At 29.0% G+C, this 22,163-nt stretch carries 22 protein-coding genes; 2 read left to right on the top strand and 20 right to left on the bottom strand.

The window, feature by feature from the left end:
* Window positions 1-58 precede the first annotated feature (58 nt).
* The 10 genes from K0039_RS08390 to K0039_RS08345 form a co-directional block, all read right to left on the bottom strand.
* Window positions 59-271: a hypothetical protein gene (locus K0039_RS08390; RefSeq protein WP_228104602.1), complete on the bottom strand. Its 213-nt coding sequence runs from the start codon at window positions 269-271 to the stop codon at window positions 59-61.
* 15 nt (window positions 272-286) lie between these two features.
* Complete coding sequence (locus K0039_RS08385) at window positions 287-1,096, bottom strand: hypothetical protein (RefSeq protein ID WP_228104601.1); 810 nt, start codon at window positions 1,094-1,096, stop codon at window positions 287-289.
* Window positions 1,097-1,361: 265 nt separating this feature from the next.
* The gene (locus tag K0039_RS08380; protein WP_228104600.1) at window positions 1,362-2,027 is read right to left on the bottom strand and encodes a hypothetical protein; all 666 of its coding nucleotides are present in this window, start codon (window positions 2,025-2,027) and stop codon (window positions 1,362-1,364) included.
* Window positions 2,028-2,148: 121 nt separating this feature from the next.
* On the bottom strand, window positions 2,149-2,955 hold the full coding sequence (locus K0039_RS08375; protein WP_228104599.1) for a hypothetical protein: 807 nt from the start codon (window positions 2,953-2,955) through the stop codon (window positions 2,149-2,151).
* A gap of 163 nt (window positions 2,956-3,118) precedes the next feature.
* The gene (locus tag K0039_RS08370) at window positions 3,119-3,649 is read right to left on the bottom strand and encodes an ECF transporter S component (protein ID WP_228104598.1); all 531 of its coding nucleotides are present in this window, start codon (window positions 3,647-3,649) and stop codon (window positions 3,119-3,121) included.
* A 22-nt stretch (window positions 3,650-3,671) separates the two neighbouring features.
* The gene (locus K0039_RS08365) at window positions 3,672-4,814 is read right to left on the bottom strand and encodes a pyridoxal-phosphate-dependent aminotransferase family protein (protein WP_228104597.1); all 1,143 of its coding nucleotides are present in this window, start codon (window positions 4,812-4,814) and stop codon (window positions 3,672-3,674) included.
* Window positions 4,815-5,020: 206 nt separating this feature from the next.
* Window positions 5,021-5,803, bottom strand: coding sequence for an N-acetylmuramoyl-L-alanine amidase family protein (locus K0039_RS08360; protein ID WP_228104596.1), 783 nt, complete (start codon window positions 5,801-5,803; stop codon window positions 5,021-5,023).
* Window positions 5,804-6,113: 310 nt separating this feature from the next.
* Window positions 6,114-6,443, bottom strand: a complete 330-nt coding sequence (locus K0039_RS08355; protein WP_228104595.1) for a DUF1904 domain-containing protein — start codon at window positions 6,441-6,443, stop codon at window positions 6,114-6,116.
* 336 nt (window positions 6,444-6,779) lie between these two features.
* Entirely contained in the window at window positions 6,780-7,862 is a 1,083-nt protein-coding gene (locus K0039_RS08350; protein WP_228104594.1) for an SH3 domain-containing protein, read from the bottom strand.
* A 614-nt stretch (window positions 7,863-8,476) separates the two neighbouring features.
* Window positions 8,477-9,625, bottom strand: a complete 1,149-nt coding sequence (locus K0039_RS08345) for a YgeY family selenium metabolism-linked hydrolase (RefSeq protein ID WP_228104593.1) — start codon at window positions 9,623-9,625, stop codon at window positions 8,477-8,479.
* Window positions 9,626-9,786: 161 nt separating this feature from the next.
* Between K0039_RS08345 and K0039_RS08340 the strand changes: the two genes are divergently transcribed.
* Window positions 9,787-10,680 carry an AraC family transcriptional regulator gene (locus K0039_RS08340; protein ID WP_228104592.1) on the top strand — a complete coding sequence of 298 codons (894 nt, stop codon included), beginning with the start codon at window positions 9,787-9,789 and terminating at the stop codon, window positions 10,678-10,680.
* 67 nt (window positions 10,681-10,747) lie between these two features.
* Here the strand turns inward: K0039_RS08340 and allE are convergent, their stop codons facing one another.
* The 7 genes from allE to K0039_RS08305 all read right to left on the bottom strand — a co-directional run bounded on the left by allE (window position 10,748) and on the right by K0039_RS08305 (window position 18,158).
* Window positions 10,748-11,509 (bottom strand): (S)-ureidoglycine aminohydrolase, encoded by a 762-nt coding sequence (allE, locus tag K0039_RS08335; protein ID WP_228104591.1) that lies wholly within the window; start codon window positions 11,507-11,509, stop codon window positions 10,748-10,750.
* 135 nt (window positions 11,510-11,644) lie between these two features.
* Complete coding sequence (locus K0039_RS08330; protein ID WP_228104590.1) at window positions 11,645-11,845, bottom strand: cold-shock protein; 201 nt, start codon at window positions 11,843-11,845, stop codon at window positions 11,645-11,647.
* Between the two features lie 155 nt (window positions 11,846-12,000).
* On the bottom strand, window positions 12,001-12,702 hold the full coding sequence (locus K0039_RS08325) for a superoxide dismutase (RefSeq protein ID WP_228104589.1): 702 nt from the start codon (window positions 12,700-12,702) through the stop codon (window positions 12,001-12,003).
* 211 nt (window positions 12,703-12,913) lie between these two features.
* Window positions 12,914-15,115, bottom strand: coding sequence for a catalase/peroxidase HPI (gene katG, locus K0039_RS08320; RefSeq protein WP_228104588.1), 2,202 nt, complete (start codon window positions 15,113-15,115; stop codon window positions 12,914-12,916).
* A 208-nt stretch (window positions 15,116-15,323) separates the two neighbouring features.
* On the bottom strand, window positions 15,324-17,063 hold the full coding sequence (locus K0039_RS08315; RefSeq protein WP_228104587.1) for an ABC-F family ATP-binding cassette domain-containing protein: 1,740 nt from the start codon (window positions 17,061-17,063) through the stop codon (window positions 15,324-15,326).
* A gap of 219 nt (window positions 17,064-17,282) precedes the next feature.
* Entirely contained in the window at window positions 17,283-17,636 is a 354-nt protein-coding gene (locus tag K0039_RS08310; RefSeq protein WP_228104586.1) for a carboxymuconolactone decarboxylase family protein, read from the bottom strand.
* A gap of 90 nt (window positions 17,637-17,726) precedes the next feature.
* Window positions 17,727-18,158 carry a MarR family winged helix-turn-helix transcriptional regulator gene (locus tag K0039_RS08305; RefSeq protein ID WP_228104585.1) on the bottom strand — a complete coding sequence of 144 codons (432 nt, stop codon included), beginning with the start codon at window positions 18,156-18,158 and terminating at the stop codon, window positions 17,727-17,729.
* Window positions 18,159-18,330: 172 nt separating this feature from the next.
* Here K0039_RS08305 and K0039_RS08300 point away from each other — a divergent pair, with 172 nt between their 5' ends.
* The gene (locus tag K0039_RS08300; protein WP_228104584.1) at window positions 18,331-19,761 is read left to right on the top strand and encodes a hypothetical protein; all 1,431 of its coding nucleotides are present in this window, start codon (window positions 18,331-18,333) and stop codon (window positions 19,759-19,761) included.
* Window positions 19,762-20,062: 301 nt separating this feature from the next.
* Here K0039_RS08300 and K0039_RS08295 read toward each other — a convergent pair whose 3' ends face one another.
* From K0039_RS08295 to K0039_RS08285, 3 genes are read right to left on the bottom strand one after another with little or no spacing between them, the layout of a single operon-like run.
* Window positions 20,063-20,635, bottom strand: a complete 573-nt coding sequence (locus tag K0039_RS08295) for a nitroreductase family protein (protein WP_228104583.1) — start codon at window positions 20,633-20,635, stop codon at window positions 20,063-20,065.
* A gap of 51 nt (window positions 20,636-20,686) precedes the next feature.
* Window positions 20,687-21,526 carry a pirin family protein gene (locus tag K0039_RS08290; RefSeq protein ID WP_228104582.1) on the bottom strand — a complete coding sequence of 280 codons (840 nt, stop codon included), beginning with the start codon at window positions 21,524-21,526 and terminating at the stop codon, window positions 20,687-20,689.
* Entirely contained in the window at window positions 21,504-21,938 is a 435-nt protein-coding gene (locus K0039_RS08285) for a MarR family winged helix-turn-helix transcriptional regulator (protein WP_228104581.1), read from the bottom strand. The genes K0039_RS08290 and K0039_RS08285 overlap by 23 nt, the downstream gene beginning before the upstream one ends.
* Between the last annotated feature and the right edge of the window lie 225 nt (window positions 21,939-22,163).

The following is a 22,163-nucleotide window of genomic DNA, read 5'->3' as shown; positions in this document are numbered from 1 at the left end:
GTAAATAATGATATGGATCATCAGGATCTAAATATCCTGGATTAATAACATTGCCATATTAATCTCTACCATTATTATCTCTATAATCATCGTATGGACATTCACTTTCCCATTCAACATACAATGTATCTTTTATATCTTCATGAATTTCATCTAAGGTAGCTATTAAATTGTTCACGCTTTTAAAAAAAGTTTTCATTGTTTCAATTTCTAATTTTGTGAAATAGTGATTTATATTTATAGCATTAGGTCTTTTGTTGCTATTTTGCATATTAAAAATATAGATTTATCTATCGAATATTCTAGTTGAACCAACTTTCATATATCCATAATCATATTTATTATATGGATGAGATACACCATTGCTATCCTCTATAGTATCAGTCCATATACGGAATTTGATATAATATTTACCATCTTTTATATATAAATTAACTATATTGATATGACATCCTTTTCCTATAGTCCAATTTGATTGTTTACATGATATAGTATCATATGCTTTTAAATCTTTTTTAGCTTTAAATTTTATTTTTCTATCTTTATTATTAACTGTATAAGTTGTCGATGTTTTTACAGAATATCCATTAACTAATATTCTCATATATGGATAAAATTCATATCCAGTAGATTTTTTAAAGTAGTCAAATTTATTTGTATCACTGAATTCAGTATTATAATAAGCTACACCGCTTACGTTATCATACTTCTCTAAATCAATATATTTACCTATTGATTTATTAACTACACACTTACTGTTTTTGAATTTTAATATCCTATTATCAGAACCTGCAAAACAATTATTAGTTAATACAAATTCCATAGATTTATCTTTTCTGTTAATATCGTATAACTCAACATTATAGTAATTTGAAAGTTTTAGACATTTATCATTTATATATATTCTTGATTTACCTTTATTTTCTGTTATCTTAATCTTGTCTTTTCCTTTAATTCCGTCAATATCATAATAATATGTCTTTCCTTCATACAAATACTTAACTGGTTGGGTTAATATGTTAGCATATGCTGGAACAACACATCCAATACTTATCCCCAGTGATAAAATTATTGTTATTAGTTTTTTTAACTTCATTTAATACACTCCTCCCCTAACTCATCATTTTTATTTTATATGTTATGTAAATTATATACGATAATATTTTATAATAAAAACTCCCTCCACTTTATTTATTTAGTTTAATAATTAAAGAAGTATTTTTGCTCCATTGGCTGGTCTAACATATTCGTTTCACCTCTTCTACTTACAAATAGCAGCTTTTTGTAGTTGATACATAACAAAATTTTTCCTAGTAATTTAGGCATCTCTAATGGTCATATACATCCTATGTTTTGATGAATTAACATACAGGAAAGTTAACAACTAAAACATCTTTTTTAGGTATTTCCATACCTATCATATTTACAAATACTTCTTTGTAATGCATATTCCATTTTTCTTCCCTTGTAGGCCTATATGTATAGTCTCCTACAAAATTTAGTAATACTAGTTTTACATTTATATTTTTTATTTTTAATTTTTCATTAAGCTTATGTAAAAATGTTAGTCGGTTGGCAAGTTGATAATATTCATCTGTCCACATTTGAAATGAGCCTTTTGGATAGTTACTTTCAAATACTTCTTTCATTGTTTTTAAAATTAAGTCCTTATTACTAGGATTTTTTGTACCAATTTTACTTTTTAACTCTGACAGATGGGCTTTTGCTTCTACCAAGTATAAAGTGTTATTATCTTTTGTTAGCGCTATGCCATCCCACTGTGGTTGCCTATTTGGCCAAAAAGAAAATATTTCTTTCTTTTCTTCAGCTGATATATTAAGTATTTTACAGATGTAATCTTGCTTTAGTTCATACTCTAGGTATTCTTTGTTATTCCCTTCAAGTGGCGAAATCCATGTTAGATCACAACCAATCTTGGAGTTCAATTCCTGTTGTAAATTCTTAACAACATATTGCATCCAAAACTTACTTCCTTTAGTAGCTGGGCCTTTGGATGTATTGCTCATATTGCTACCTCCCCTTATTTAAGGAGTCTTCTAAGGCTCCATTAAAATTATTTTCTAAATTAATACATTACTTCTCTTTTTCAGATTTGTAATTATACTTGAATATATTGTGTGTATTTCTTTATCTCCACCATAAACACGAATTTTCAGTAAACAACATTGATGACCCAACTTTAACATACCCATAACTACCAGAACTATTTTTTACTCTTATATACTTGCTACTTCCCTTCTGATACAACTCATAAACATAAGCCTTACTACCCTTATTTATAGTAAATGCTTTCTTTTTCCCACTTGTACTTGTATATGCAGTTAATTTTTTAGCCGATACGTATTTGTTTTTTCTAGTGCTACTGTTTGTATTAGCACTATATTGATTATAAACATTGTATCCTTTTATTTGCACTTTATCATAAATACAAAAAAATCCCATTGCCTTAGTAAAACTATTGTATCTTCCTTGATCATACTCTTCAAAAGTCACCATTCCATTGCTAAGATCATAGCTTTTTAACATTGCATCTTTATAATGTTTATTTAGCATACATTTATTGTTTTTAAATTTAAGGATCTTTGTTCCCCATTCACTGTCTCCGGACCAAAAAAATACAATCTCTGAACTTTTGTCCTTTTTATTAAAGTCGTAAATCTTCACATCATAATCACCATAATCAGAATAACAATTTGAGTCCAATGTTTTAGTTGTGCTATTCACTTTTAATAATAATTTATGGCCTGAGCTATAAACTTTTATACTGTCCTTATCTCCATCTCCGTCTAAATCATACTTATATGACTTTCCAATTGCTAATTGTTTCTTATATGCTGTAGCCGCATATGAACTGTTAATATTTCCTACAAAAACACTTCCAACTACAATGCTTATTGATAGTAATAATACGCTTACTTTTTTTATCTTTTTCATATCAAACACCTCCTACAGTAATCTTAGCATATTATTTCACTGGCAATATTAGTAAAAATAATATGCTAATAATTTCAATAACTGAAATTACTAGCTTAACTACCTATCAACATTACATGCCTTCTCACACTTATCCTCTATGAAAACAACAAGCACTTTAGCTTTATCTAATATATTTCTTAACAACCTTCGCTACAGGAACACCTATAATTAACCCTACAACTATCTGAGTAATATTTCCTGGCACAGATGCTAAAGGTTGTATATAGTTTCCATATAATATTATCTCTGTTACATAATAACCAAATATCATCCAAACACCTGACATTATTATGGCAAAAACATTAGTTAAAACACTGTTTCCTTTTTTATTATTAGACCAGGCAATACTTCCTATAATATATCCCATAATCCCTCTAACTATAAATGTAAAGGGTGCCCACATTGCCCATTCTGACAGTAGATCAAACAATCCCATACCAAAAGCACCAGCTAAAGCGCCCTTTTTCTTACCAAATACAATTGCTGAAATAAATAACATTGTATTTCCTAAGTGTACTAATCCTCCACTTGACGCTATGGGCAGTCTTATGTTAATAAACCTTGTTGCTATAAATACTAATGCTATAAGTAAAGCAGTTTCTACTAAATCTCTAGTTCCTATATTTTTTCTACCCTCATTTGATATTTGCATTTTATATCCCCCACACACATATTTATTTGTAGTATTTATTAAACAAACTTACTAAAGATCCATTTCCTTGGAAACCTAAATCTTTTAAACTATTATCTAGAATATCTAATATATATATTATTTTATCTAATTTTGCATTTTCCCCCATGTGACCAATTCTAAGTAATTTATCCACATATTCTCCCAGTGATGTTCCTATTATTGTGTTGTATTTTTCACGTATATACTTAGTTAAATTTAGGGCTCCTATATTTTCAGGTATAACTAGTGCAGTTACAGTATTAGAGTATCCACTATTTAAAAATAACTCTCCACCATATTCTTTAAGTGCTTCTCTTGTAGCTTTTGCAATTCTTTCATGTCTTTTTATTGTATTTTCTGTTCCTTCTTCTAATATATTTTCTAAAGCTCTATCCAAACTTATAATGTCACTTATAGGCATTGTATATGGGAAATATTTTTGTTCATAGTAATCTTCCCATATTGTTAAGTTGCAGTAGAAACCTATTATTTTACTTTTTCTATTTTTCATACTATTTTTGGCATCTTCACTTACGCTTACTATACTAAGACCTGGTTGAGCTGATATGGCTTTTTGAGATCCACCAAGTACCATATCTATTTGCCAATCATCTACTAAGAGTTTTTCTCCAACCATAGCTGCCACTGAATCTACAACAGTAAGTATGTTGTACTTTTTAAGTAATGGACATATTTTGCTTAAATCATTTAAAACTCCTGTTGGTGTATCACAGTGTACTATAGTTGCATATTTAAAATCATGGTCTTTTTCTAAAAATCTTTCTAGTTCCTCTACATCTATGGCTTTTTTATAACTTTTGCTAAAAAGTACAGCTTCCCCACCATACATAGTTACAAAATCCTCGAAACCTTTTCCAAATACACCATTATCTATAACTAAAACTCTATCATTTTTCTCTGTCAATGATGCACATGCTGCTTCTAACCCCAATATACCTTCTCCACTTAGTATGTATACGTCATTTTTAGTGTTTATTATTTTTGCCATTTTATCACAAGTACTTTTATAAAATTCCACAAAATCAACATCCACATCTGGATTTGTAGTTTTTATACTTCTTGCTTGTCTTACATTTTCCCTAACATTACTTGGTCCTGGCATATATACATTTTTATTGTTCATAATTTTCTCTCCTTGTTAAAATACTTATGAAATAATTATATATGATTTTTTTATTCATATCATACAATTTTACTTTTTTCAAGAATTGTATTAATACACTTTTGTGATAGAAGTATAAATAAGTGCATAAAAATCCATGGCGAGTACACTAAAAAAAGCTGCTTATCTCAATTGATATGCAGCCTTTTATCTGTATTATTTCTTCATTATTCAAAACATTTATAAATTCCATCAGCTATAGCTTTTGCTATTTTAGGATGATTTTCTGTATTACTAACAAACTCATCATCTTCCTTATTAGACAAAAATCCCATTTCTATCAAAACAACAGGTACTTTAGACCAGTTAAACCCTGTCAAATCATCCCTTTCTATAACCCCTCTACTCTTTATACCTACTTCCTTCACATATGTATTAAGTATTGTTGTGCCATAAGATTTACTAATTTTATAAAAACTTGATGTGTATTCATTATTGGCTGGAACATGCATAGATGCACCATTCACACTATTATCTTCGCAAGAATCTCCATGGATTCTTACTACTAAATCAGCATTATTTTTGTTACCAACTTCAGCTCTTTCTATATTACTTTTAGACTCTGCCACATCATTTTTAGTTAAAACCACATTATAACCCTTTGACTCCAGTTCCTTTTTTAGTAATGATGCCACAGACATAGTAGTTTTGTGCTCTGGTATATTTGTATATAATCCTGTTGCTCCTAAACCATCTTTTAGTTTTGTTGTAGAAGAGTTTGGTGATACTGGTTCATTTCCTGATGTTCCTGTTGATGAATGGCCTGGATCTATAACTATAGTAATCTTTGAATTCTTCTCTTTGTCAGAGTCATTATTTTTATCATTTTGTGTATCTTCTATTTTATTTTTTTGATCATCCTTATTTTCACTAGAATTACTTTTAGCGCAACCAGTGATCAATGCTAACATGCTTACTGTAACAAATAATAAAATAATTTTCTTTTTCATATTCTATCCCCTTTTTCATTTACTCTTTATTTATATTTTAAATGTATAACTTTGTAACTTGTGTTTTTACATGACTGTATTTATGATGTGCTTATAACTTAGTAAAACAGTCTCTTTTTCTATTGTACAATAAATGTAGTATTTATTGTAGGAATAGAATAAATTAAACATGACACAAAACTAGATATGTATAATACAAAAAAGGTATACACATTTTTGTGTATACCTTTTTTGTATTATATTAATTTATATTTGATAATTGCATCTAAATAAAGTAACATAACTTTTTAGTTAACACATTTACAATTTCTTAGAAGTGCTCTCCATTTTCATAATACTTCTCTTTTTCAAAAACTGTAAAAGCTAAATCCATACTTTCTATATTTAGATTTTCTCTTATATTATTAGTGATTATTTTAGCTACTGTATCTTGCACCTCTTGACCTCTATCAAACCAAGCTACTTCTACAAATGGATATACATCTGCTATCTTACCATTTCTTATAGCAACAGACTTTATACATTCTATTTCAAAATAATCTCTTGGGCACTTTACTGCTTCTACTAATTCATCAATCATCTTTTCACTTATCTTGCAGAGGTTGTTTTCATTTATTCCTCTTACTTTTATTTGTGGCATAACTTTCCTCCTGTTGTTGAATTTATTACTTATATTTATTTTACTATTTAGACGATGTTTCCCATATAGGACAATCTTGTAATAGATATATTATAACAAATTATTAAAAAATAACAAAAGGGCTAGTAAATAGTTTTAATGCTAAGAAACGATATATGTCCAAAATGTGGCTATATTATAGAAATGAGAGTTAAAAAATATAAATATTAAAAAATCAGGTAGATTAATTTTATCTACCTGACTTACAAAATAAAAACTACTTATACACTTTTATTGACAAACCCGGAAATACTTCCGTATGCTAACACTAGCGCACATATATCCCTTTGATTTTTATTAATCTAATATTTGTATAGATATATTTCTAACTCCCCAGCTATTGCACTGTGAATCTGAATTCATAAATATATCTATTTTATTACCTTTTATTCCTCCACCACAGTCTTCTGCAATGAATGTTTTTCCAAATCTAGGTATATAAACTTTTGTTCCATAAGGAATAACACTTGGGTCTACAGCTATTGTTCCCCATTTAGGTTTTGTTCCTGTTGCAGTTATACCATCTCCACTATAAGCTGTAGCTGAAACTACTATAGTTTCCTTTGATGAAGATGAAACTTCTGAATCTGATAATTTATCTTGTGATGATTCTTTTGTGCTTGATGATTCTTTTGCACTTGATGATTCTTTTGAATCAGAACTTTTTGAAGTTTTATTTCCTGTCATTAAAGCCACATCAGTATCTATATGTGAACTATGTACCCATCCTGTTTTTCCATCTGAAGTTTGAAGTTTGTACCATCCATCTAATGATGATATTACTTTTACCTTTTCTCCTTCACCTAGAACTTTTATAACGTCATAATTAGTTGATGCTCCTTTTCTCATATTAGCATTGTCTTTTAAAGTTCCATTAGCATCACTTTCTGACCATGCAAATTTAGCATCTGATACTTTTATATATTTTTTATATGACCAGCCTACTTCACCATCTGAAGTTTTAACTTTGTACCAGTCACCTTTTTTTGATAAAACTTTTACATTTGCTCCCTTTTCATGAACATTAATTATTTCATCTTTAATCGATGGACCTTTTCTGAAATTCAAATGTTCTGTTACTGTTCCTGGAATAGCACTTGCTTCTTCCTTTTCTTTTTCTGAAGCATCTACATACTTGCCATATGACCAACCTGTTTTATCGTCTGAAGTTTTAACTTTATACCAACCATTTGACTCTGATAATATTTTTATATTTTGCCCTTGATCAAGTACTTCTTTAACATTATGCTCAGTAGATGCACCCTCTCTTAGGTTTAAATCTTCCTTTACTGTTGCTGCTTGAGATTCAACAGAAGCACAAGCCCCTAGTGCCATTGCCATTGATGCAAACGCTGTTGCTTTTAAAGTATTTTTTAACATATATTTTCCTCCAATATCGTTTTATAGAATAATCTTTCTAAATAAAATATTGTGCCTTTAATCACTTAAATTTTAAATCTATACTTATATATTATTACAACTTTGTAACTTTTGGAAGTGTTTTTTGTAAATTATTTACAAACCATTAACAAAATATATGTTTTATTTCTAATTTTATATAGCTAAAAGCCAGTATTTCCAACATTTAAGCAATTTATATATTTTTTTGTTTTTTCTTTTTTGTAACTTTTGTAACTTTTATAAAATGACTCTTTTTGAAATATTGCTAACCATACTAATATATTCTACATGCAAGAAAAATATGTTTCTTTAGCAATAAATTTTCACCTATCATCATAAGTCTTTTAATGTTGCACTTCCATAAAAATTAGCGCCACTACATCAGGTTTTTTTCCAGTATTTTTACTTTTGATAATATAGTCCCTATTTTTAATATTTGATTTTTATCATGCTATCTCCTTTAATTTTAAGTAAATATACTCCAACATTTAAACGCTAGTTGGAAGCATATTTATATTCACAGCAAAAAAGCACAATAAAAGGAATAAGTAGGACTGTTTATTCCCTTATTCCTTTTCTGTCTTAATTTGATTTTATAATTCTTTTATTAAATTGCAATATACTTGGCATGCTTCTTCTATTTTTTCAACTAAGCATCTTTCATTTACCATATGTGCAAGTTTGTATTCACCTGCTCCAAACCCAATTGTTGGTATCCCCATGGCTACAGGTGTTATAGCGTTTGTTCCAAAATCCCAGAAATCAAATTCTTCAGGCTCTTTTTTATATACATCTTCGTAAGCTTTTATAAAAGATTTAGTCAATATATGCTCTTTTTCAATTTGCCAAGGATCGTGCATTGGTTGGTACTCTAGTTTTTTATTTTTCCAAGTAGTATGATATAGAGTTCCCACTTCCCATGATGCATTTTTATTTTTTATAAGTTCATCCATTTCTGATTTTACTTGTTCTAATGTTTCTCCAAGTGCTAATCTTCTGTCTAGATAAATAGAACATTCACTTGGTACTGCATTTAATGATGCACTTACACAAGAAATATCTGATAAAACTATCGTGCCATGTGGTTTGCCATCTTTGTATAGTGATTTATTTAATTCATCAACTTTTGATATTATTTCAGCCATTTCATAAACTGCATTTACACCTTTTTCTGGTGCTGAACCATGAGATGATACTCCATAAGTTTTTATTCTTATTTGTGCTTTACCCTTATGTCCTAAAGTTATTACGTTATTGCTTGGCTCACAAATAATACAATAATCTGGTTTTAAACATAATTCATCGTATAAATGTTTTAAATTTTCACCATCACAGTATTCTTCGCATACTGTTCCTGTTACATATACAGTTTTTCCATCTATATAACCCTTATCTCTTGCAGCTACAGCAGCATAGATACTGGCACAAAGAGATGATTTCATATCTACGCTACCTCTTCCCCATAAGTACCCATCTACTATATTTCCTGAAAAAGGTGGTTGTTGCCAATCTTTTTCATCATTTACTTCAACAGTATCCATATGAGAATCAAAGTGTAAGATTTTAGGTCCATTACCTATTTTTCCAACTAAATTTCCTGTTGAATCTATAAACACTTGGTCAAAACCTAATTTCTCCATTTCTGATTTTATTAAATTTGCAAAATTCCCCTCTTCGTCTGTATAACTTCTAGTTTGAACTGACTTTTGCACAAATTTTATTAAATCTGATGTTTTACTCACCTTTAACCACTCCCTCTGTATTAAAATTTTGTTTTAGTGTTTTTTATCATTTCTATTGAATTCATTACCCCACCTACTTAAATATAATTATATTGACTTTTATAAATATCAATATCACAATATAATCAAATAATATCGTTATATTGATATAGGGGGTAAATATGCAACAATATAATATTGTTATAGATGAAAATAAAAAAGAAACTACAGATCATGGTTCCTTTGAATTTCCACTTGCAATTTATACAACAGATATTAGTAAAAATGTTATAGGTTTTATTGACTGGCACTGGCATGATGAATTGCAATTTTGCGTTATTACAAAGGGTCGTGTTGTATTTAACATTAATGACTGTCAAGTTATATTAAATAAAGGTGATGGCTTATTTATAAATTCACATCAGATACATAGGGCAAAAAATTATGAAAATACTAATAGTTCTTATATCTGCTTTGACTTTCACCCAAAGCTTATTTCTAGTTTTATGGGTAGTTTGATCAATACAAAATATATTGAACCTTATGTAAATAATTCATCTATTGAATACTGTACTCTTTCTGAGAATCTTTCTTGGCAGTCAAATATTATACACAAACTTTTTTGTATTTATGAAATTTATAATGATAAAAGCTTTGGATTTGAGTTTAAAATTTTTATGAATTTATTAGAAATTTGGAAGGATTTTTTTGAGTTTTATTTTAAAAGTTTTGAAGAAAAAGAATTAAATTATAATAGCTTGCGTTTAAAAAGTATTATTACCTATATAAATAATCATTATATGGAAAAAATCCAGTTAGAAGATGTGGCAAAGGTTGTAAATTTGTCTAAAAGTGCTTGTTGTAGGGAATTTAAAAAGCATATGAAGTGTACTATTTTTGAGTATTTAATTAATTATAGGCTTGTTATGGCTACTAAACTTTTAGTTTCTAGCGATTATTCTGTTACGGAGATTGCTTATAATTGTGGTTTTGGTACTACTAGTTATTTTATTGATAAATTTAAAAATAAGACTGGTGTTTCTCCTTATGTTTATCGCAAAAATTCAAGATTATAATAAAAATAAAGGGATATATGATAATATCCCTTTATTTTTATTTATATTAATCTACTGATAATAAATTCTATAATATAACATCCCTATTGCAGTCTTTTGAATATATGTAGGATAAATTCTCTCTACCTACTCCATAACAGCATTGTGGTACATAAGGTCCAAACCAAATATAATCATTTTTCTTAACAGGTATCCATGTATTGTCTAAATTATAAAGACCTTCACCAGATAACAAATATGCTCCATGCTCTTGTACATGAGTCTCAATAAATGGATGACATGCTCCAGGATAAAAAGTTAAAATGTGAAAGTTCATATCAAATGCTAAGTCTTTTGGCAAAAAGTCTATTATTTTAACATTAGCCATATTGTCATAATCTACTTCACCTTGTTCTTTTATATTAGAAACTACAACCCAAGGTTCATAACCTTCCAATGACTGATATTTTTGTTTATACAAAAATATTTTAGAATTGTTACCATGTATATTTTCTAAATTCATAGTCTCTGTAGGAGTGCAATATACATATCCCCCAGATTCAATTATATAGTCCTCATTTTTTATAGTGACTTTAATTTTACCTTCTATACAATAGACAAATGTTTCTATTCCATTTCCACCAAATCCTTTAGTTGTTCTTCCACCTTCACTCATTGTTATTATGTAGTCTACAAAACTTGCACCTAGTTTTGGTGATGCTAATATTGATATTATACAATTTTCAAATCCTGGTACTACATTATTTACTAATCCTTCTGGTGGTATTAGTGCAAAACCTCCATGTTTAATTATTGATCTAGATGTTAACAAATCATTTGGATATCCCATTTAAATTCACCTCTAATTATATATTTTATAAGTTAATATTAATGCAGTGAACAGTGTATTTGCAAGATTGGATTAGTTGCTAACACTAAAAAAAGACCCAATGGGTCTTTTTTTATACAATCTATATATAATATATTATAATATAGTTATATTTTCAGCTTGAGGTCCTCTAGCACCTTTAACTATTTCAAAACTTACTTTTTGTCCTTCTTCTAATGTCTTGTATCCATCAGTTTGTATAGCTGAGAAATGTGCGAATACGTCATCTCCACCTTCTACTGATATAAATCCAAATCCTTTGTCATTGTTAAACCATTTTACTATTCCGTTTGTCATCTAATAATTCTCCTTAACCTTTTTATAAAGGCTTTTATTTATTTTTTTTATTACATAATTAATTATATACAATTTTAACATAATTTACACATTTTTTTGAAATATATTTTTAGTAATTAATTGTATTTAATCTGTTTATTTGATTTTAATACTTTTTATTGTATTACATTAGTATAATTCTCCAAAGCTTTTTTCCAGTTGATAACATTAACCCAATTATCTATATAATAAGCTCTGTTGTTTTTATATTGCAAATAGTAAGCATGTTCCCATAGATCTATGCAAATAATTGGTGTTAAATTATTTGATATAGGTGAGTCTTGATTAGCCGTTGTAATTACAGATAATTTCCCATCACAGTCAGATACAAGCCATGCCCATCCTGAACCAAATACACTTGATGCAGCTTTCTTAAATTGATCCATAAAATTATTATAAGTTCCAAAATCTCTTTCAATTGCTTTTTTCAATTCACCAGAAGGAGCAGTTTTACTAGGAGTCATAATGGAGAAGAAAAACTCGTGATTATATACTCCACCAGCATTATTTTTTACAGGTGTGTAGATTTCTTTTGGTAAAGAATCTAGATTTTTCAAGAGTTTCTCCAAGGAATAGCTTTGATATTTCGGATAATTTGCCAAAGCCTTATTTAAATTATCTACATAAGTTTGGTAATGTTTATCATGATGATAAGTCATAATTTCCTTGCTTATAAATGGTTCTAAAGCATCGTAGGCATATGGTAGTGGCACTGCTTTAAATTCTTGAGTGTCTTTTAATCCCAGTGAAAATATACTTATGTAAGTTGTAAAAATAAATAAAAATGCAAATGCTACTGCTAATAATTTTTTTCTCATGTTTATATCACCTCAACAATAGTATGTCTTAAATAGTCTGAAAATATTTTAATCATCTGACTTTAAAATATTTTCAGACTATTTAAGGGCCTATCAAATTTTCATAAGCCCTTATAGTCATTACAATTACTATATCTATCTTCATTTTTTAAATTTATAACTAAATATTAATTAGCTCAACTTCAACATACCCATATTTATCATTAACGCCTTAGGATATATCATAACGATCTGCATTCATTACTTTATTCCAAGCACATACAAAGTCCTTTAAGAATTTACGTTGGGAGCCTTCACTGGCATAGACTTCTGCAACGGCACGAAGTTGGGAATTAGATCCAAATATAAGGTCAACTCCTGTCCCTTTCCACTTTAATTTTCCTGTCGCTCTATCACGTCCCTCAAATATTTGTTCATCGGTGGAAGTAGGTTGCCAAACTGTGTTCATATCTAAAAGATTTACAAAGAAATCATTTGTAAGAACCTCTGGTCTCTTTGTAAAAACACCATATTGAGATTTTCTATAGTTGGTATTTAGTACACGCATACCGCCTATTAAAACAGTCATTTCAGGAGCAGTCAAAGTTAGAAGCTGTGCACGATCAACTAATAATTCTCCCCCATACACTGAATAGTCTGATTTTAGGTAGTTTCTAAATCCATCTGCTTTTGGCTCAAGTACAGCAAATGATTTAATATCTGTTTCTTCCTGTGATGCATCTGTGCGTCCTGGAGTGAAAGGAACCCTAATTTTATATCCTGCTTTCCTTGCTGCCTTTTCAATACCTACGCACCCTCCAAGAACAATCAAATCTGCTAACGATACCTTTTTATTTATACAATTTGGTTTTAACTGTGAAGAGTTAAAGTCTGATTTTATTCTTTCAAGAATTTGTAAAACATTATCTAATTGCTCTGGTTCATTAACTTCCCAAGACTTCTGTGGTTGTAGGCGAATTCTTGCTCCATTTGCACCACCACGTTTATCAGAACCTCTAAATGTAGATGCAGATGCCCAAGCTGTGCAAACAAGGTCTGACACTGATAAATTAGAATCTAAAATTTTATTTTTAAGATATTTAATGTCCTCTTCATTAATTTGTTCATAATCAACTTCTGGTACAGGGTCTTGCCATATAAATTTCTCTGGTGGTACCTCTGGTCCAAGATATCGTGAAATAGGACCCATATCACGATGTGTCAATTTGAACCAAGCGCGTGCAAAAGCATCAGTAAATTTATCAGGATTTTCCAAATAATTTCTAGCAATTGGCTCATATATTGAATCAAAACGAACACCTAAATCAGCTGTTGTCATCATAGGACGATGCTTTATAGATGGGTCATGTGCATCTACAATCATATCTTCCTCAGCTACATCCTTAGCCAACCACTGATATGCTCCAGCAGGGCTCTTAACCAACTCCCACTCATACTTGAACAATGTTTTAAAATAGCCCATATCCCATTTTGTTGGATTTTGCTTCCATGCACCTTCAATTCCACTACCGATTGTATCAATGCCTTTACCTGTTTTATAACTGTTTTTCCAACCAAGCCCCTGCTCTTCAATACTAGCAGCATCAGGTGGAGGTCCAACATATGTGGCAGGACCTGCCCCATGGCATTTACCAAATGTATGACCACCAGCTATAAGTGCCACAGTTTCTTCGTCATTCATAGCCATACGAGCGAATGTTTCTCTAATATCCTTTGCAGAGCCAACTGGATCTGGTTTTCCATCAGGTCCTTCAGGATTTACATAAATTAATCCCATCTGAACTGCAGCAAGTGGATTTTGAATTTGACCTGTAGTAGAAAGTTTATTAGTCCCAAGCATCTCTTCAGCAAAACCCCAGTAGATATCTTGTGGCTCCCAAACATCCACACGTCCACCACCAAATCCAATTGTCTTAAGCCCCATTGATTCATAAGCACAATTACCTGTTAATATCATAAGATCTGCCCATGAAATTTTATCACCATATTTTTGTTTAATAGGCCAAAGTAATCTACGAGCTTTATCTAAATTAACATTATCAGGCCAACTATTTAATGGTGGAAATCTCTGCAAACCATCACTCGCTCCACCTCTACCATCACCTATTCTATAAGTTCCTGCACTATGCCATGCCATACGAATAAACAGCGGTCCATAGTGGCCATAATCTGCCGGCCACCAATCCTTTGAATCTGTCATTAAATCATATAAATCTTTTTTTACTTCATAATAGTCAAGTTTTTCAAATTCTTTAGCATAATCAAACTTAGCTCCCATTGGATTACTTAAGCTAGAGTTTTGACGAAGAATATTTAGGTTTAATTGATTAGGCCACCAGTCCTTATTTAAGGTTACACTGTCTGACATAGTTTTGTTTGTTCTTCCAGTAACCGGGCATCTCATTTCTCTCATGCAATAATAAGCCTCCTTTGCTTTATTGATGTTTTAAATGTAAGTACAGAATTAATAACTACTATTTTATATAATTCAAATCTGAACACATAAGTACTACAATTTTATTACATAATATGTAAATACATTTTTACTTATGCCGATTGCCTGGAATTAAACATAACTAAAGGGGTGTATCAAAAATGATACACCCCTTTATGTTTCTTATTTAAAGCAACTTAATCAGCTCTTCTAAATCCTCAGATAAAGTTCTTGCACGTTCAAAATCAGTATCTGCTAAAGCTAATGCTACATTTGTTTCAACTGTTTTTTTCTTTTGTTCTATTTCTAAATAGTCTCTATCAAAATGATTAGCATAAATCATTCTTCTAAATTTTTTCATACTCATTTTTCTAATTGTCTTATCTTCAATAAATAAAACATAATCTGCACAGTTAACTATAAAATGATAATCATGAGAAATCATTAAAATAGCACCTTTATAATCTTCTATGGCTTTTTCTAGAGCCATTTGTGAATAAATATCCAAGTGACTTGTAGGCTCATCCATTAGCAACATATTTGCCCTACTTGCAGAAACCTTTGCTAATTGAAGTATATTCTTTTCTCCACCAGATAAAGATTCTATCTTTTGTGTAAGTATGTCTGCATCAAAACCATATTTTCCAACATATCTTCTAATCTCACCATAAGTTTCAAATCCTGTGTCGTAAAACTCTTGAAGTATGGTATTAGATTCATTTAATGCTTCACCTTGATTTTGAGATAAATAAGCTACTTCAATGTTTTCATTTATTTCAATAGCCTGGTGATTATTTTTAAATATTTCTTTTAATAAAGTAGTTTTTCCCACACCGTTTGTACCAATAAGAGCTACTTTATCAGTAGATTTAATCTCAAAGTTAACATTTTCTAAAAGTACTTCATCAAAGGCAACACTGTAATCTTCAACTTTCAAAGCAATAGTCTCTTCGATTTCATTATTTGTAACTAAGTTTATATATGGTTGTTTAATATCTACAAATGGTGCTTTAATTCTATTGGCTTCTAATCTTTCTTGGATTTTAACTCTAGCTTTTAAAGCTCTACCTCTAGAGGCATCAGCATTATAAGTTGCTTTTTCTCTTAATATATCAATTAAAGCTTCATTTCTCGCAATTTCTTCCTCATCAGCAAGAGCCATTTCTTGTAACTCTATTTTAGTTTGAAGTAGAGATAAGTTATAATCAATATATCTTCCATCAAATTCTTGAACTTCCGTATTTTCAAGATGAACAATCTTATTAAAACAATGATTAAGTAGATATCTATTGTGTGTAATAACTAAAATTGTTTTTTTATGGGAATTAATTAAATTTTTAAGTGAATTAAGATTTTCAAAATCTAAAAACACATCTGGCTCATCCATGATTATTAAATCTGGATTATTAAGCATTTCCTTAATCACTTGAATTAGCTTAAATTCTCCACCACTAAGTTCAGATATCATTCTATCTTTATGTTCGCTTAGATTTGCAAGATTTAGTTTCTTATTAATATTGCTTTCAAAATCATCCCCATCAATTGCCTCAAATGCATCTAAGGCTTCTTGGTACTTTTCTAATAAAGTTTCAATGTCATCAGAAGTTCCCATTTCACTACAAATAGATGATATTTCATCTTGTAGCTTAATAAATGGTTCAGCTATATATTCAAAAACTGTAATTTCTTTTGTTTTGTCTACTTGTGAGAACTGGCTTACATACCCAATTCTACAGTTTGGGTCCATTTCTAACTTCCCATCAAACATATATCTTTCTGGATCCATAATTATATCTATAAGTGTACTTTTTCCGCTACCACTTGCTCCTATAAAGGCGCAGTGTTGATTCTCTTCTAATGTAAATGAAACTTTATTATATAGATCTTTTAGCGGAAATGAGTAGGACAAGTTGTCAATTTTTATCATATTATTACCTCTCTTTATCATTTAAAAAGAGCTTATAAAAATGAGCTCTTTAATATATAATAACGACATTCTTTTTAAATTTGCTTTTGATAGCATAACACTTTTTACAACTAATTTCAATCATTTTATATCTTGGTAACATTAGTAAAAATAAAAAGCTAATAATTTCAATAACTGAGATTATTAGCTTAACAAACTATTTGATTTAGTTTTTTATTATTATTTAAAATCTTTTTCAAATTCATCTATAGCATCTTTTAGTAAAGTTACACTATAAGCCATAGATGGTCCTCCACCAAATCCTACAGCAACCATAGCTGCTTCTATTATTTCTTCTCTTGTAGCTCCATATTCAAATGATTTATAGACATGATAAACTATGCAGTATTCGCAACGGTTATACACTGCAATAGCAACACTCATAAGCTCTTTAGTTTTTGTACTTAAAGCGCCTTCTCTGTATCCAGTGTTTAAAAGTCTCATAAATGCATTAACATTTGACTTATTAGTTTCTGCTAGTTCCCCTAACCCCTGAGTAAATGAATTTAATATCTCTCTAACATCTCTTTTCATAATATCCTCCTGAATTTAATGCTATAGCAATAATTGCTATAGCAAGTATTTAAGAGAATTGTAGCACCGAGTGCTACTGTTGTAAACTATTTACTGTGATTTATTTAGATTTTTTACCATTTTATTTAAAACTTCTTTGAAGGTTTCCAGATCTTCTTCACTTATTCCTTTAATACAATCTTTTGAGAACTTTTCTCCTATAGGCATAATTTCATCTCTTTTTTTCATTCCTTCTTCTGTAAGAAATAGCTTTGTAATTCTTCTGTCAGTTGGATCTTTTTCTCTTTTTACTATGTTTTCTTTTTCCATACGATCTATTAATCTAACAATTGATGATTCGTTGGAATCTAGTGTTTGAGCTAAGTCCCTTTGAGTTATTCCTTCATTTTTACCTATATAAAATAGTGCAGTCCATTGAACTCTTGTAATATTGTGTTCTTGAAGTCTTTGGCTAAATAAATCAGTAATCTCTTTGTTGTATTTGTTAGTCATGAAGGCTATACAATCTTCTAGATTAAACATATTTATCTCCTCTTTTATATTTGCTTTTCATTTATTATAGTTCAATTTTAGTGTATCACTAATATTATGATTTGGGCAAACAAATTAATAAATACAAAGGTTCCTTATTTTTCAACAAAATAATAAATTCATAATCCAATATATGGTATTATGTTTTATACGGAGGTGTTTTATGAAAGCTTTATCAATAGATAAATATTTATATAATTTACAGTTTTTAAAAATAAAAAAGGAAGAAATACAGCTTATTAACGAAAATAACTTTTCTGTGATAAATGAATTGGCAAATTTTATTTCTTCAAATACACATTATGGTAATTTGAATACATTTATTTCTTTGGCTGATATTATTGTTGAATTTATAGAAAAATTTAATAATAATGAAATAAATCCAGATGAATTAAAAAAATACTCTTCTAACTTAAAAAATATTTTAGAAAATCTTGAATTAGAGTTAAAAGAACAATTTAGGGTTAATTTTTACTTCTACGGTGAAGACAATTTAGGAATTATAGAAAATAATCTTATAAAGTATGATATTAAAAGAATATGTGATGAAAATGAACTTAAATTATTTCAATTGAAAGACAAGAATGAAACTGATTATAATATTTTAGTTTTTAATAAAGATATTACTCATATTGACAATAGATACTTTGATGAAACTATAGATTATTCTAAAGTAGGTGATTCTCTAAAAAACCTTACTAAAATTTTATATACAAATAATTATGACTTTAGTTACTTAAGTAATTCATTAAACGAAAGTATACAAGAAGGTGTTGAAGCTATTATTGTTGGTAACTCTTACCCTTTAGTTGGTATAGAGGAGCAATTATTAATTAAAAATACAATTAATTTGTCAATGCATTCTCAGGATTTATATTATGCTTATGAATTAGCAAGAAAATCTATATCACAAAATAAAAATATAAAACAATGTATATTAGGAATTAGTCATTATGTACTAAATCACGATTTGTCTAAAGGAGAAAGTTCATACTCTAAGAATATGATTGAAAAAATTTATTACCCTTTATTAAATGACGTACATAATTACACTGAATCTAATATCCCCACTCAACAAACATTAAATGATTTTGATGCTGATATATTAATAAAAAGTTTTTTTGATTTTGATAAAATAGAAGATTATTTCAGCAAACAAATTTATATTAATAATAAAACTTATTATAATGATTTAAATCCAAGAATTGTAAATGATTCATTCATGGATTACAGCAAAGATAAAAAAGAAAGTATAGGTTATTATAGATCAATTCAACACAATAAATTGTTTAAATATGATAATACAAAACCAGAATATGAAAATATATTAAAAGAGTTTATAAATTTATCCAAAACTGAAAATATAGAATTAATAATGGTTGTATTACCTACTACTAAATATTATTTTAATAATATAAAAATAGATTATAGAAATAATTTAGATAACCTTATAAAAAACTTGAAAAATGAACTTGGTGTTAAAGTAGTTGATTTGAGGAATTTAGATTTTGATGATTCTGATTTTGTAGATTCCGATCATCTCAACCAAAAAGGTGCTATAAAATCCACAAAATATTTAAACCAAATATTATAAAATACTTTTACCAATCTGAAATATTTTTATGTTACTATTCATTTAACCAGTTTCAAATTGGCTCTTGTTAAAAATCAATTAGATATGGATGAGAATTTAAAGGAAAGAATTAAAAAATAACAATATTAAAAAATCAGGTAGATTAATTTTATCTACCTGACTTATAAAATAAAAAACTACTTACACACTTTTATTGACAAACCCCTCTTATTATTTACAATTTAAAGTTTTGTTTCATACCTCAATGAGTACATCATTTTTTGAACTTGCCATTCCCACCAACTACATTACTTACTATAAATTATTTTACTATTTTTACTCTTTTTGAAATATCCTCTTTTTCCTTTTCAGCCGGATTAGATCCAATTCCACCAAAAGGCATTTGTGCATTTAGAGCATAGCTTTCTGGTAAATTAAACATTTCTTTAACCATATCATCTATAACTGGGTTATAGTGTTGAAGTGAAGCACCTATCCCTAACTCTTTTAAACCACTCCATATACTTAATTGAAGCATACCAGATGACTGAGAGGCCCAATCTGGAAATCTATCTGCATATGTTGAAAATTGACTTTGAAGATTTTTCACAATATCTTCATCATAAAAATAAAGAATTGTTCCATAACCATTTTTAAAACTATCGATTTTCTCTCTTGAAACCTTACCTTCAAATACTTCATAAATATTATCCCATAATTGGTCTTGTTTTTCTCCTGTTACAACAATAACTCTTGAACTTTTCATATTAAAAGCATCTGGAACTAATTCTGTAGCTTTTTCTACTAAATCAAATACTTCTACTTCATCTACTGGTAGGTCTCTATTTATATCGTAATGTGACCTTCTTCCTTTTAATGATTCTAAAATTTTCATAATTATTTATCCTCCCTTTTCATAAAATTATAAAACTCTTTATTGTTTTTATTAATAATCTACTTTTTCTTTTAAAAAACTTCCATCTCTTAATTCCCTAAATGCCAAATCTAGTTCTTCTCTAGTGTTCATTACTATTGGTCCACCCCAAGATACTGGTTCTTCTAATTTATCTGAACTTATAAATAAAATCTGTATATCTTCGTTAAGAGACTCTATATCTAAGGAATCTCCATTGGTTAACTTCACTGCTGTCTTCTCACTTATAGTTTCTCCTGCTACCTTAGCATCTCCAGACAATAAAAATACCAATACTGATTTGTCCTTCTCAGTTTCAATAGTAAACTTATTATTTGCATTTAGCATTATATGATAATAATCTACTGGTAAATATTTCCCCATAAAACCTTTATGCTCTTTATATTGTCCACTTATAAGTCTCAAAGTTCCTCCATCTATAGGAATCTCTTTTATTTCTTCTTTCTTTATACTATGATATTCTGGTGGAGCCATTTTATGTTTTCTAGGCATGTTTAACCAAAGTTGAACTCCAAGCATTTTATCTGAAGCAGGTAGTTTTTCTTCATGTAATATTCCAGATCCTGCTGTCATCCATTGAACTTCTCCATCTGTAATTCCATCTTCATTTCCTAGACTATCTTTATGAACCATATTTCCCTTAACTACAAGACTTATAGTTTCTATACCTCTATGAGGATGCATTGGAAAACCTGCTGTGTATTCTTCAGGATTTGTGCTATCAAAAGAGTCTAACATTAAAATAGGATCATAAGTCTCAGCTGTAGTATTTCCTAAAACTCTAACTAAACTTACTCCTGCTCCATCTGTAGTTCTAAAACCTCTAACTTTATTTTTTATCATTCTTTTCATCTTCTACACCTCCAAATTTTTTCATATATTTTAGTATCTCTTCCTGTTCTTCTTTGTTCCAAATATTCATCATAGAAACGATAATTGCTTCGTTTTCTGGATATACAATGTCCATAAGTTCTCTACCTTTTTGTGTAATATGGAGTATAAATCTTCTCTTGTCATTATCATCATTGCGCTTCTCTAAGAAACCTTCTTTCTCTAAATTCTTTACTATAACAGGAATGGTTCCACTAGTACTCAATATTTTATCCTGAACCTCTCCAACAGATAAATCACCTTTATGGTAAAGAGCTTCTAATACAGCAAACTGAGCACTTGTTAATCCATATTTTGTATAAACCTTGTTAGTAGCTCTATTTATCTTGTTTAATGCTCTACTCATTCCTATAAATATTTTAAGTTCTGTCATCTCTATAACCTCACCTTGTAATATAATTTAATCATATTTAATATCTCTAATTAGATATAATTTACTCTAATTAGAGATATTTGTCAAGCCTTTTTAGTTATTTTCTATTTTATATTTAAAATACTTATTCTATTAAATTAAAAAGGAGCCCTTTAGGCTCCAATAAATCTCTAGTACTAATTCTTCTTTTGAAATATGGCAAGTTCTTGACATAAGCCGTCAAGA

This window comes from Terrisporobacter mayombei, assembly GCF_020748465.1.
GTDB classification, from domain to species: Bacteria; Bacillota; Clostridia; order Peptostreptococcales; family Peptostreptococcaceae; genus Terrisporobacter; species Terrisporobacter mayombei.
Note: the sequence above shows the minus strand (reverse complement) of the source record. Positions and strands in the feature narration are given on the sequence as shown.

What these genes read in the sequence shown, in the direction of transcription:
- K0039_RS08390 (WP_228104602.1), bottom strand. Translation starts at nt 271, where the DNA reads ATGCAAAATAGCAACAAAAGACCTAATGCTATAAATATAAATCACTAT.
- K0039_RS08385 (WP_228104601.1), bottom strand. Translation starts at nt 1,096, where the DNA reads ATGAAGTTAAAAAAACTAATAACAATAATTTTATCACTGGGGATAAGT.
- K0039_RS08380 (WP_228104600.1), bottom strand. Translation starts at nt 2,027, where the DNA reads ATGAGCAATACATCCAAAGGCCCAGCTACTAAAGGAAGTAAGTTTTGG.
- K0039_RS08375 (WP_228104599.1), bottom strand. Translation starts at nt 2,955, where the DNA reads ATGAAAAAGATAAAAAAAGTAAGCGTATTATTACTATCAATAAGCATT.
- K0039_RS08370 (WP_228104598.1), bottom strand. Translation starts at nt 3,649, where the DNA reads ATGCAAATATCAAATGAGGGTAGAAAAAATATAGGAACTAGAGATTTA.
- K0039_RS08365 (WP_228104597.1), bottom strand. Translation starts at nt 4,814, where the DNA reads ATGAACAATAAAAATGTATATATGCCAGGACCAAGTAATGTTAGGGAA.
- K0039_RS08360 (WP_228104596.1), bottom strand. Translation starts at nt 5,803, where the DNA reads ATGAAAAAGAAAATTATTTTATTATTTGTTACAGTAAGCATGTTAGCA.
- K0039_RS08355 (WP_228104595.1), bottom strand. Translation starts at nt 6,443, where the DNA reads ATGCCACAAATAAAAGTAAGAGGAATAAATGAAAACAACCTCTGCAAG.
- K0039_RS08350 (WP_228104594.1), bottom strand. Translation starts at nt 7,862, where the DNA reads ATGTTAAAAAATACTTTAAAAGCAACAGCGTTTGCATCAATGGCAATG.
- K0039_RS08340 (WP_228104592.1), top strand. Translation starts at nt 9,787, where the DNA reads ATGCAACAATATAATATTGTTATAGATGAAAATAAAAAAGAAACTACA.
- allE (WP_228104591.1), bottom strand. Translation starts at nt 11,509, where the DNA reads ATGGGATATCCAAATGATTTGTTAACATCTAGATCAATAATTAAACAT.
- K0039_RS08330 (WP_228104590.1), bottom strand. Translation starts at nt 11,845, where the DNA reads ATGACAAACGGAATAGTAAAATGGTTTAACAATGACAAAGGATTTGGA.
- K0039_RS08325 (WP_228104589.1), bottom strand. Translation starts at nt 12,702, where the DNA reads ATGAGAAAAAAATTATTAGCAGTAGCATTTGCATTTTTATTTATTTTT.
- katG (WP_228104588.1), bottom strand. Translation starts at nt 15,115, where the DNA reads ATGAGAGAAATGAGATGCCCGGTTACTGGAAGAACAAACAAAACTATG.
- K0039_RS08315 (WP_228104587.1), bottom strand. Translation starts at nt 17,063, where the DNA reads ATGATAAAAATTGACAACTTGTCCTACTCATTTCCGCTAAAAGATCTA.
- K0039_RS08310 (WP_228104586.1), bottom strand. Translation starts at nt 17,636, where the DNA reads ATGAAAAGAGATGTTAGAGAGATATTAAATTCATTTACTCAGGGGTTA.
- K0039_RS08305 (WP_228104585.1), bottom strand. Translation starts at nt 18,158, where the DNA reads ATGTTTAATCTAGAAGATTGTATAGCCTTCATGACTAACAAATACAAC.
- K0039_RS08300 (WP_228104584.1), top strand. Translation starts at nt 18,331, where the DNA reads ATGAAAGCTTTATCAATAGATAAATATTTATATAATTTACAGTTTTTA.
- K0039_RS08295 (WP_228104583.1), bottom strand. Translation starts at nt 20,635, where the DNA reads ATGAAAATTTTAGAATCATTAAAAGGAAGAAGGTCACATTACGATATA.
- K0039_RS08290 (WP_228104582.1), bottom strand. Translation starts at nt 21,526, where the DNA reads ATGAAAAGAATGATAAAAAATAAAGTTAGAGGTTTTAGAACTACAGAT.
- K0039_RS08285 (WP_228104581.1), bottom strand. Translation starts at nt 21,938, where the DNA reads ATGACAGAACTTAAAATATTTATAGGAATGAGTAGAGCATTAAACAAG.